The organism is Providencia huaxiensis (genome assembly GCF_002843235.3).
Lineage (GTDB): Bacteria > Pseudomonadota > Gammaproteobacteria > Enterobacterales > Enterobacteriaceae > Providencia > Providencia huaxiensis.
Genome location: NZ_CP031123.2, coordinates 3,280,722 through 3,293,401 on the forward strand (window position 1 = coordinate 3,280,722; position 12,680 = coordinate 3,293,401).

Consider the following 12,680-nt stretch of genomic DNA (forward strand, 5'->3'; position numbering starts at 1 on the left):
AATAAGAATTCTAGAGGTGATTAAATGTAATTAACTCATAAAATACGGCACGGCCTAATAACTCCGCACTGAAGACTAAAAGCGTGACAAGTATTAAAGAGACTGTTTTAATCTGTACAGCACTTCTGATTATCCAAGTAAAAGCACATACAATCAGCATCATTTTGATGAACAAAAACAATTTAATCCATTGAGGTAAAATTATATTTTCTATAACTAACTGGGTAAAAAAATGCATTAAATATCCAGTATTAACTGCCATACTTATAATAAAAATAACACTCCACAGTTTGTTAAAAAATTTCCGACTATCTTCTTGATTAGTGACTATTTTAATGATCAGTGCAATCAGTAGTGAACCTGAAATAAAACCACTAGATATAAAGTTTATTAACGTCCATTCCGAATTCCATAAATAAACAGTATCCAAATAGTAAACATTTGAAATGGCAATGATTTGTGCAAATGCAAAAATAGTAGCAATAACATTGATAATTATTTTTATCACATTATTTATATTAAGCCTTTCAAGAAATATCAGAGAAAATAACATGGCACCAAAAATAGATATCGTTATAATTTCTATTGACATAGCTGATAAATGGGTTAAACCGAGTAACACATTTGGAGCCCGTAAAGGAGTACCTAAATGAGTTAATGCCACGGCCCCTGATATTCCAAGTAAAATAAGTAATATAATGAAAATATTAGTAAGCTGCTTTTTATTTATCAGAAATTGATAGCTGACTGAAATGACTCGCAAGTACTGCAAGAATATAAAACTAGCAGCGACTGCTTGAGCTAATACAGTAAAAAAAACTAAAGGAAATTCCTGCATAGTTACCACTCCGCCTTATTAATGATAAAGCCTTGCTGACTATGAGTAGGCTTAGCATGACGATTATGTCGAATAATTAAAGATGGTTGAGTCAGATTGGAATCTGGTAGGGGAGCGATATTAGCCGTTTCACCATATTTAGTTCGAAGGAAATCCATTGGCCCAAAATCAAGAGCCCGTAAAGGACAAGATGCAACACAAATTGGCGCTTTATTCTGAGCTATTAACTCAAAGCATCCATCACACTTTGTCATATGTTTTTTTTCAGGGTTATACTGCGGCGCTCCATATGGGCAAGCCATTTCACAGTAGCGGCAACCTACGCAAATTTTTTCATCAACAACAACTAAGCCATCATGCTCACGCTTATGCATTGCTCCTGTAGGGCAAGCTTTTGTACAAGCAGGATTACTGCAGTGATTACAACTAATCGAAACATAATAGGCAAATACATTTTGTTGCCATGTATCATCACTAGTTTGTTTAGTCCATTCACCACCTGTGTATTCATATACACGGCGGAAATTAACGCCGATTGGTAATTCGTTTTTATCTTTGCAAGAAACCTGACAAGTTTTACAGCCAGTACATTTACTCGTATCAACAAAAAAACCATACTGTTGTGCCATAACCATATACCTATATAGTATTAAATCCTTATAAGTATATTTACGATTTTTTGGCCATTTTTCTATTAGGGGTACCCACATAAAACATGGGTATATAATGTGGTTCACTGTTTTTGAATTCAGCGATTACTGCTAAATTTTATAATTAATAGAACATCAAAAACAACATCATAACCAATTGAAATATATTCATATTTATCAAATTAGATACGCTAACCAAGAACTATCTAATCAATAAGCGTCAATAATACGGTTTTATTTTTTTCGCCGAATTCTCATTGGAGGAGGAGGAATAGTTGCTATAAATGGCTCAATCTGAATGTAAATTTTAATCATTTCCGCCAATGTAGTTACATCCAAGTGACGTAGTGTACTCGCTTTATGAACTTCTACAGTCCGTGGTGATATGTGAAGAATATTTGACACTTCTAGATTATTTTTCCCATTCGCAAGCAAGGCTAAAATATCACGTTCACGTTGCGTAAGTTTTTGATATTTTTCAATATAATTTTTTTGATATATTTGTTTTTTACTATAAGACAACGCGGCTTCTACCGCACTAAGCAATGACTCCCTATAGATAGGTTTCTGTAAAAAGTCTACGGCACCGAGTTTAAGCGCATCAACTGCCATAGGGACATCACCATGCCCAGTAATAAAAATTATACCTAAAGTTTTATGATTCTGTTGAAGGATAACTTGTAGTTCTTGCCCACTCATTCCTGGCATTCGGCTATCAAGAACCAGGCATCCTTGCAATACACCTGATTGTTTTTGAATAAAGTCCAAAAATGCTTCTGCTGATGAGAAACATAATGGCTCATACCCTTCACCTTGTAGCATAAATTCCAAGGCGTCTAATACGGACTCATCATCATCAACTACAAATAAAAATGATTTTTTCATCCCAAAATCCTCTGGAGCTCCCGAACATTAAGACGGGGTACAGTCAATATATTTTATTTAACTTTAGCTATAGGGATACGAGCTACAGCTCGGCAGCCTCCGGTTGATAAATTTATCAATTCAAACTCACCGAAATGGGACTCCATGACTTCTTTACAAATCACCAACCCTAAACCAATACCATCTTGCTTCGTTGTCACAAATGGAGTTAACAACTTTTCAAAAGGCATTGATAAACCTGTACCCTGATCGTAAACCGATACTTCAACTTTATCATTTGTTTTCGTTAAGGTAATGGTGACTTGTTCACGATTATTTTGAAATGTAGCATCAATTGCATTTGTCAACAAATTCACAAGCAATTGTTCAATTGCTGCTTTATCCCCAAAGATAAAAACTGCATCACTAGCTGACTTCCAATGTAAGTGAACGTGCTTTTGATCTGCATATATTTTAACTAAATCTATTGTTCCACCGATTAATGCATTTATATCTATATACTTTTTTTCTATTGCTTTCTTTTGAAGTAATGAACGAAAACGGCGCACAACCTCATCGACTCGATTAACCTGTCGATGGATTTTATCTAAGGGTACAGTGATATCTGTATCTAATTTGCCTTGATTCCTTCGTGAAATTTCACTTTCAGCATAGAGGCGAATTGCAGCTAGAGGCTGATTCAATTCATGTGCCAAGCCTGAACCTAATTTATCAACTAATGCGTGACGTTGAACCTTATGCAAACTTTCTTGAGCATGTCTCAGTTTGAGATAATTCTTTCGGTAACGAAGAGACAAAAAGAAATATTGAATAGGAAGAATTGCAAACAGTAATAGACCAGCAATGGTAGCGTAGTAATTATTAATTAACCAATTCCAAGTTTGATACCACCATTTTTCTTGTAGTGGATGCACCCCTAAGTCAGTAAATAACCGATCTAACTCAATTTGACTTTCAGGAACACTCCATCCCAGAGATTGGGCACTTTTTGCAGCAGAAGAATCTGACGGAATATCGAATAAAGCAACAACGACTTGCTTAGCCAATAAACGGTCTGCCGCATTAGTCATAGCAAAACTCCAATTAGGATATAAATGAGTAGATACTTTACAATGCGCGTCAGATTTATTTCGTTGACCAAGTATACGTAATTGATTTGGCTTTAATTCACCTTTTAAAATCATAGATTCAATCAAACAAACAGGTAAGATCGCCCCCTCTATTTGCCCACTAACCAATGCATCCACAACATGTTCATGAGGGTAGCCAATCTCAACCAGATGAGAAAAATATCCCTTTAGCTTCCTTTCATGAATGACATCATGAGCAAATGCCATAAACCCGCCAAAAGCTTGTTTACTCGCAGTCCCAATCGAATGCCCCGATAACTCTTCAATTGAAGATATAACACTTTCTTCTTTCACCCAAACCGCGGACCCTGTTGAATATTTTGTTCCGCTATCCATAGGGCTAATCAAAGTTGCTAACCAAGAGAGTGATGATTTTCGACCAATACGGATACTTTCAGAGGGATTAACGATAATAAAAGGTAAACGTTGCCGTAAAATTTCTTCTTGTAACTGTTCTAGTAATAAAGGCTGTAGAGTGAAGTGATATTCTGGGAGACGCTCATTTAGCCAATCTATAGTCTTTTGCCAACGATTACTCGCCTCTTCTACCCCCCTATCAGCAAAAACACCAACTGTGATTACTTCTTTGGGTACTGAGGTTGGCTTTGATATTGCCAATGGGTTTAATAAAAAAAATAATAAGTTACATAAGCAAAGACTTATGAGTATTCTTTTAAGTATATACATAATAAGGAACCGTAATATTAAGTTCTAAGTACATAAAAAAATTGTTTAAGAATTTAAAAATTAAATTCACACTCTTCACCCATTGAAAACGTACTGTGTTCAATTTTATCTTTCGCAAAGAAAAACATGCTATTGTTTATTATTCTTCTATGATTCAACAGATAGAGCAAATATTTTTCATCAAATAACCACATATCGACATACTCAGAGGGATTTGTCATTCTTCAAACCAAAACTCTTGATGTAACGAGCTGACGTAGACTTTTGTAGACAAGATTGATAAAAACCTAGCATAGATTCTTCTATGATTCGCTACTTGAGAGAGTAATGAAACCTCTAAATTTACCCATTATAATAAGAAAAGGAAAATACCCATAAAAATGCTAATAATCCTATTGAGTGCTGGCTTGAAACTAGTACCTTAGTATTAACGACCATTGTCGAACACTGTCTTATTTTTCGTAAAAAAATAGTTTTTTAATTAACAATTAATTTTTAACTTTTGTTCATTTTCATTATAAATAAAGCCTAAAGTTTAAATGATAAAATTTAATTTCATGATTTCCTTGTGAGATTAGCTAGCAAGTTCAAACAAGCATTTAATTTACAACAAATAAAAAACACTCAATTTCTTAAATTCATTTTGATAATTTAAGAAATAAAGAAACTCATCATAAATGCCATCTAATCATTTTACTCAGACAATAATATTTCAGCCACAAAAAATATTAAATAACACATATATTTCATATGGTTAAATTAAAACAATTTCTTCGGATTATTTATTTCCCGACCATTGATAGGCAAATCTTATTTCAGCAATTGCTTAAACCGATGGCCATCATTGATAAAAATCAAGAACCTCTCAGACTTATTTATCCATCATAGTCCGGCTGTAGAATTATATTAATTAAAAAATATTTAAATATATTTGACCGCAATCTTTCAAGGATAGTGTAATGAAAAAACTTACTCGCATTACGGTCGCTGTCATATTTTTGCTTTTACTCGGTTATTTTGGGTTATCTGGATATGTGTGGTATCACGATAACCAACGAAGAGAAAATAATGACATTCAGACATCTAAAATTGCAGAAAATAATCAAGTCCTAAAGTTCTTTGCTGAAAAAGGATGCGATTACTGTCACACGCCGTCAACTGATTTACCTGCCTACGCATCATTCCCCATTGCTAAGCAACTGATGGAGTACGATATTCAGCTAGGTTATAAATCATTCAACCTTGAGGCCGCTCGCGCTGCACTCATCGCAGGAGAACCTGTACCGCAAAGTGAATTAAATAAAATTGAGTGGGTTATGCAGAACCACACCATGCCACCAACGCGTTATGTTGCACTTCATTGGGCCAGTAGCGTCAGTGACGAAGAACGTGATAACCTATTGAATTGGATAGCTAAACAGCGGGAAGAACACTATACCAGCCAAGATACCGCTGCTGAGCACCGCAATGAACCAATTCAACCAATTCCAAAATCACTGGATGTCGATGATGCAAAAGTCGCATTAGGTTTCCGCTTGTATCATGATGCGCGTCTGTCAGGGGATAGCACGATTTCTTGTGCACACTGCCACGCGCTCAATGCAGGTGGTGTTGATGGCCGTAAAACGTCAATTGGTGTTGGCGGTGCAGTAGGTCCAATCAATGCGCCAACGGTGTTTAACTCGGTATTTAATGTCGAACAGTTTTGGGATGGTAGAGCACCTGATTTACAAGCCCAAGCCGGTGGCCCACCATTAAACCCTATCGAAATGGCATCAAAATCATGGGATGAAATCATTGAAAAACTGGATAAAGACCCTGTCTTAAAGCAAGATTTCAATGCCGTTTACCCAGAAGGGTTCACGGGTGACACCATCACAGATGCGATTGCAGAGTTCGAAAAAACCTTAATCACCCCAGACTCTCCGTTTGATAATTGGTTAAGAGGCGACAAGACTGCATTAACCGCGCAACAACTCCATGGCTACCAGTTATTTAAAGAAAACAAATGTGCAACCTGCCATGGTGGTGTGATCTTAGGTGGTCGTTCCTTCGAACCGCTTGGTTTGAAAAAAGACTATGAGTTTGGTGAAATCACTGCACAAGATATTGGTCGTATGAATGTCACCTCTGATGAGCGTGATAAATTACGCCAAAAAGTACCAACGCTAAGAAATGTTGAATTAACAGCGCCTTATTTCCACCGTGGGGATGTCGCCACCTTAGATGAAGCAGTGAAACTGATGCTGCGTTATCAAGTCGGTAAAGAACTGCCACAGAAAGATGTCGATGACATTGTTGCCTTTCTTGAAAGCTTAACCGGTGTGTATACACCGTATATGCAACAAAGTGATTCACAACAGTAAATATCAATAGCTGATTGATATGAAAAACCAATAGCACCGTGCAAATGATAGCGGTGCTATTTTTATTTATAACGTATCTTTGTAAAACACCACTTTCTCTAATACAGGCAATGTTAACTGTTGTTGATATCCATCCAATGTTTCTTTGGCCAGTATCGCCAATGCGCAGTAAAAATCGCTGTTAGCCGAATCTATCAATACTTCGAGAAAATGTGCCGACCAAGGTAATAGATGCCAAGCGAGTAACTCTTCTAAATCAGCTCTGCGATTTTGCTCAGCGAGCCAAGCCGCTAACATCAAAATCAGCCCAAAGTGGTCTTCTGGCTCTTTTTGTGTTGTCACTGGCTCAACACCTTTAGTACGCATCCATTGGCGCAGCTCAACGGTTGAGTCACCAAAAACAATCTTTTCTTTATCTAACCAGACTGAGCCCCAAGGAGGCGCGGGTAAAGCATAAGGCCCGATAAACAAGCGCTGCCATGCTTCACTGAGGGGTTCATTCTCCTGAGCACTGGATTGTAAAAGCTGGCTAATTTTTGCTAAAGAAGGTAAGGAAAATGGCCATTCTTCATGCCAAGTTGGCTCTTGTAAAATCGAAATAATCTCTGCGTTGTTTTCATTTTCTGGTGAGAAATAAAATAAAGACCCCAGAACTCGCCCTGTGACTGCGACGTGCTCAAGAAAGTGCGCTTCTTGCATATTGATTGTCTCTGAAGTTATCAGCGCAGGGAAACCATCTCCTGCGCTGAAAGGTTTACCAATTAAGCCACAGCCATACCGACTGTCATATGTAAACCATAGAATAGCCCACGACCGATAAATTCACCAATCAGTACCAGCACGGTACCCAGAAGTAGACTCAATACTGAAGGCTGATTTTGTCGCACAACAGGCAAAATCCATAGCAGTAACCCAAGACTGGTCACCACTAAGCGTATCACTTGTAAAACACCAAAATCAGGGACTAAATCCACTGCTTTTTGAACAGAAGTGGCAATTAATGCAATTTCTCCGCTTTGCAGTAGTACTGACGCGATAGTCACAATATAAGCCACGATACTAATTGCTGCTAACTTACCACTATTAAACGGAAATTTAGCTACGCGTAATAAAAGTGCGCCTAAAATTGGCCCAACAACAAACAAAGTCATAAAGAAACCAATGGTGGTATGTGGCGTATTCCATGTTGGCACCGTGCTTATCATATAAACTCGAGTCATTGCCCAAACAAATAACAGCCCCACCAGCATGGTGATGATTAACCACACTTTGTCTAACCCTGTTGGCATTTTTTTCATTGCAGATAACAGCCACCATAGGCCGCCCAAAGCAAAGAAAATGGAGCCAAACAGCACTTCGTTACTTAATGATGACGCAAACACACGGTTCATCGAGTTAAATGCACGCATCGGTGAGCCCATATGCATCATGGATGCGAGAAAGCCTAAGCCCATCAACACCCATAACGCCAACATTGCATTCACAATGCGCTGTTTTTGGGATTTATCATCTGTCGATAACCAAGCAAGCCCTGTCACAATCACGCCACCTGCAATACTTTGGCCTAATACCGTAAATAAAATCAGCGGCCATTCGTGTAATCCATTGCCCATGTTATACCTCCCGAGGATTGGCTAAATGGCCTGTCGTATCATTGACAGGACGGCTATTGGCATTGGGTTTAATGACAATATTGGGCTTGGTATAATGCGCTTCAGGTAGTGGCGCAATCTCTGCCAAATTGCCATGTTTTTCACGTAACTCTTCAATGGGACCAAAATCTAATGCACGCAGTGGGCAAGACTCAGCACAAATCGGTTTTTTGCCAACCGCAACACGTTCATAGCAACCATCGCACTTGGTCATATGCCCTTTTTCGCTATCAAATTGCGGCGCACCGTATGGGCAAGCCATATGGCAATAGCGGCAGCCAATACACACACTTTCATCCACAACGACAAAGCCATCTTCACGTTTATGCATCGCGCCACTTGGGCACACTTTCACACAAGCAGGGTCTTCGCAGTGGTTACATGAAATCGACAAATAATAACTAAATACGTTTTGATGCCATACACCGTTATCTTCTTGCCAATCTCCCCCTGCATATTCATAAATGCGTCTAAAATTCACCGCAGGAGATAAATTTTTGTAGTCCTTACACGCTAATTCACACGTTTTGCATCCGGTGCATCGTGCGGAATCAATATAAAAACCATATTGTGTTGTCATGATTTATCTCCCTATACCCTTGCCACTTCAACCAAATTACTGTGTTGCGGATTACCTTTCGCTAACGGTGACGGGCGCTGAGTCGTCAGGACGTTTAGGCTACCACCATGGTCCACCTTGTTTTCATCAGGTGCGTACCATGCCCCTTCCCCCATAGCCACAACCCCTGGGATGATGCGTGGGGTCACTTTGGCAGCGATCTGCACTTCCCCTCTATCGTTGTAAATACGCACTATGTCGCCATCTTTAATATTGCGACGTTTTGCATCAATAGGGTTGATCCACATCTCTTGTAAACAAGCAGCCTTAAGCACATCAATGTTGCCGTAAGTGGAGTGAACTCGTGATTTATAGTGGAAACCACTCAGTTGCAGTGGGTATTTTTCGGTGAGCTTATCATCATGGCTTTCAAAGCCTGGTGAATACATTGGGAGTGCTGATATCAAATCACCTTCTGCGAGCGTCCATGTTTTCGCGATATCCGCTAATTGAGATGAATAGATCTCAATCTTTCCTGACGGGGTATTTAATGGGTTTGCAATTGGGTCTTCGCGGAAGGCTTTATGTGCCACGACATGCCCTTGTGGGTTCATTTTTTTGTAAATCCCTTGCTGCTGGAATGTCTCAAAATCAGGTAGCTCAGGTAACTTTTGTCGTGAGATTTCATACAAATGGCGTAGCCACTCTTCTTGGGTTCGCCCTTCGGTAAATTTCTCTTCAACCCCCATACGGCGTGCGATTTGTGTACACATTTCATACACCGTTTTGCTCTCAAAACGTGGTTCAATGGCTTGGCTGGCGAAAATCACATACCCCATATTACTAGCAGCACCATCCAAGCAAAAATCCATTTGTTCAGACGCGGTACAATCTGGCAGGACTAAATCCGCATATTTCGCTGAAGCCGTCATATGGTTATCAATCACTACTATCATTTCACATTTTTTATCATCCTGAAGGATGTCATGCGTTTTATTAATATCAGAGTGTTGATTGATTAAACTGTTGCTGGCGTAGTTCCAAATAAACTTAATCGGAACATCCAGTTTATCTTTACCTCTTACCCCATCATGAGTTGCGGTCATTTCAGGGCCGCGCTCTATCGCATCGGTCCATAAAAATACGGAAATACTTGCTTTGACTGGGTTTTCTAACGTTGGCATCCGCTCAAATGGAATATCATAGTTCCCTTCACGAGCCCCCGTATTTCCCCCATTTATACCCACATTACCGGTTAAAATCGGTAACATCGCAATCGCACGTGCGGTTTGCTCGCCGTTCGAATGGCGCTGTGGCCCCCAACCTTGGCTAATATAAGCAGGTTTTGCGGAACCGATTTCACGCGCTAGTTTGATGATTTTATCAGCAGGAATACCGGTGATTTGCGCAGCCCATTGTGGTGTTTTTTCTACACCGTCATCCCCTTACCCTAAAATATATGCCTTGTAGTGGCTATTTTTCGGAGCATCTGCGGGTAGCGTTTTCTCATCATAGCCGACGCAGTATTTATCTAAGAAAGGTTGGTCAACCATATTTTCAGTGATCAGCACATGAGCGATCCCTGCCACCAATGCGGCGTCTGTTCCCGGACGGATTGGGATCCACTCGTCTTCACGCCCTGCTGCTGTATCAGTATAACGCGGGTCGATCACGATCATTCTTGCATTAGAACGCTCACGGGCTTGCTCGAGTTGATAAGTGATCCCACCACCGCTCATACGGGTTTCGGCAGGGTTGTTTCCGAACAGAACCACCAACTTGGAGTTTTCGATATCAGAAACGCTATTACCCGCCCCGCTACCATAGGTATAAGGCATCGCACAGCTGATTTGTGCTGTACTATAGGTACCGTAATGATTTAAATAGCCGCCCATGCAGTTCATCAAGCGGGCGATTGGTGAATTCGCTGGCGGCCATGAACGTGCGACTGTGCCACCTAATGTGCCTGTTCCATAGTTCAAGTACACCGCTTCATTGCCATAATCGGCAATAATCCGTTTTAGATTGTCGCTAATTAAATCGTAGGCTTCTTCCCAACTAATTTGTTTGAATTTACCTTCACCACGTGCCCCAACGCGCAGCATCGGGTATTTCAAGCGGTCAGGGTTATAGACACGACGGCGCATTGAGCGCCCGCGTAAACAGGCTTTAACTTGGTGCTTATTACCGTAAACATCATCACCGGTATTGTCAGTTTCGACATATTTGATTTCACCATCAACCACATGCATACGCAGTGGGCAACGGCTTCCACAGTTAACGGTACATGCGCTCCAAACTATTTTTTCTTCAGGTATGGCTGTTTTGGGTGTGATTTCACTGGTATCAGCAACACTATTAAAAGGTAAACTTAGCGCTCCACTTGCAAGTGCGAGTCCCCCGACGGTACTGGTTTGCATTAGCTTCCTGCGGCTGATCTCCGATTGGAGTACTCCCTCAGATAATGCTTTACTCATAATCTGCCTCACTTAACATTGCTTCAGCGTTTTAAAATGGCTTTTTTGAAATTTATTTTTATCTTTAATTTATTTATCGACTTCCAATTACCATTCTATAACCGAGGCACCGCGGGGTATTGTGCACGATCAACAATCCAGCACAAAAAGTATGGTTTTTATCCATTAGCAATCATTAAATAATATTGAAAATAAAACCATCCCAGTTTTTATCTTTAAAAATTAATTTAATTAAAATAAATATAGTGAGATTATTTCTTAAGTTGAGTTGATTTAACTATTTTAAAGCCTTTTTATTTAATAAATATTTTTTACTTAATAAATTGCGCCATTCATTTCTATTGTGCAAATGAACAAACAAATTAACAATTGGCCGTACAATAAATACAGCTATCTTCACATTATTTTAATAGTACTTCCCTACTATTAAGATTACCTCTAACCAATAGCCAATCATATATATCACATCATATCTAAATTAATTAGATACATTCCTTTTAATCAATCGATATTATTAATAAGGCTGTAAAAATGAAAATAAATGTATTATTAGATTTGAAGAATAATTTAGGGGAAGGCCCTGTTTGGGATATTCAACAGCAACGCTTATATTGGATTGACAGTTTAGATGGCCGTGTATTTTCCTGTACGGAACGTGGAACTGAAATTAAAAGCTGGGATGTTAGGCAGAAAATTGGTTCAATGGCTTTATGTAAAGATGGAAACTCCGCAATTGTTGCACTCGAGAAAGGAATTTATCTTCTTGATTTTGCTACGGGAGAAACAAATCTTCTGCACTCACCTGAAAGTGATAAACCTCATAATCGATTCAATGATGGGAAAGTGGATAGGCAAGGACGCTTTGTTGTCGGTTCGATGGATATGCAAGAAGAGACCCCGTCAGGTGCGTTATATCGGCTAGATACGGACTATTCCCTTCATAAAATTGAACAAAGTATTATTGTTTCAAATGCGCCTTGCTGGTCGCCTAAAGGCGATACTTTCTATTTCGCTGATACATGGACAGGTGAAATATGGAAATATGATTATGACGGCTTAACAGGCAATATCAGTAATCGCCAAACATTCTGTACCGTTAACACCTCATCGGGTGGAGCTGCTGATGGTGCGACCGTTGACAGTGAAGGCTATCTTTGGAATGCCCTTGTATATGCAGGAAAAGTCGTTCGATATAGCCCTACTGGCGAAATTGACAGAATTATCGAAATGCCTGTTAAGAAAGTCACCAGCGTCGCTTTTGGAGGTGAAAACTTAGATATTTTATATGTCACATCGATGGCAAGGCCGCCTTTACCTCGCTTTCCTGAAGATGGCCAATTACGCGGTAGTGTCTTCTCCATACATAATCTTGGTGTGACCGGTATTCCTGAAAAACGGTTTGGGGGTTAAATAACGTTTAAATCAAAAATGAATAT

9 protein-coding genes and 1 pseudogene are annotated in these 12,680 nt (G+C 39.4%); 2 read left to right on the top strand and 8 right to left on the bottom strand.

The genetic code is table 11. The features are described 5' to 3' along the window. Positions 1-10 precede the first annotated feature (10 nt). From CYG50_RS16780 to CYG50_RS16795, 4 genes are all read right to left on the bottom strand, one after another. Positions 11-838, bottom strand: coding sequence for a dimethyl sulfoxide reductase anchor subunit family protein (locus CYG50_RS16780; RefSeq protein WP_102138118.1), 828 nt, complete (start codon positions 836-838; stop codon positions 11-13). A gap of 2 nt (positions 839-840) precedes the next feature. Next, positions 841-1,467, bottom strand: a complete 627-nt coding sequence (locus CYG50_RS16785) for a DMSO/selenate family reductase complex B subunit (RefSeq protein WP_102138119.1) — start codon at positions 1,465-1,467, stop codon at positions 841-843. Positions 1,468-1,722: 255 nt separating this feature from the next. Next, positions 1,723-2,373, bottom strand: a complete 651-nt coding sequence (locus CYG50_RS16790) for a response regulator transcription factor (RefSeq protein ID WP_102138120.1) — start codon at positions 2,371-2,373, stop codon at positions 1,723-1,725. A 53-nt stretch (positions 2,374-2,426) separates the two neighbouring features. Next, complete coding sequence (locus CYG50_RS16795) at positions 2,427-4,190, bottom strand: sensor histidine kinase (protein ID WP_102138121.1); 1,764 nt, start codon at positions 4,188-4,190, stop codon at positions 2,427-2,429. Positions 4,191-5,149: 959 nt separating this feature from the next. Between CYG50_RS16795 and CYG50_RS16800 the strand changes: the two genes are divergently transcribed. After that, entirely contained in the window at positions 5,150-6,556 is a 1,407-nt protein-coding gene (locus CYG50_RS16800) for a cytochrome-c peroxidase (protein ID WP_102138122.1), read from the top strand. Positions 6,557-6,622: 66 nt separating this feature from the next. On the opposite strand, the gene dmsD is transcribed toward CYG50_RS16800, so the two are convergent. The 4 genes and pseudogenes from dmsD to CYG50_RS16820 all read right to left on the bottom strand — a co-directional run bounded on the left by dmsD (position 6,623) and on the right by CYG50_RS16820 (position 11,244). Beyond that, complete coding sequence (dmsD, locus tag CYG50_RS16805; RefSeq protein ID WP_102138123.1) at positions 6,623-7,255, bottom strand: Tat proofreading chaperone DmsD; 633 nt, start codon at positions 7,253-7,255, stop codon at positions 6,623-6,625. Positions 7,256-7,317: 62 nt separating this feature from the next. After that, entirely contained in the window at positions 7,318-8,169 is an 852-nt protein-coding gene (locus CYG50_RS16810; protein WP_102138124.1) for a DmsC/YnfH family molybdoenzyme membrane anchor subunit, read from the bottom strand. Between the two features lies 1 nt (position 8,170). Next, a complete protein-coding gene (locus CYG50_RS16815; RefSeq protein WP_102138125.1) occupies positions 8,171-8,788 on the bottom strand; it encodes a DMSO/selenate family reductase complex B subunit in 618 nt (205 codons plus the stop codon). Positions 8,789-8,799: 11 nt separating this feature from the next. After that, a pseudogene (locus CYG50_RS16820) lies at positions 8,800-11,244 on the bottom strand (DMSO/selenate family reductase complex A subunit). Between the two features lie 531 nt (positions 11,245-11,775). Between CYG50_RS16820 and CYG50_RS16825 the strand changes: the two are divergent. Then, on the top strand, positions 11,776-12,654 hold the full coding sequence (locus CYG50_RS16825; protein ID WP_102138126.1) for an SMP-30/gluconolactonase/LRE family protein: 879 nt from the start codon (positions 11,776-11,778) through the stop codon (positions 12,652-12,654). Positions 12,655-12,680: the final 26 nt, after the last annotated feature.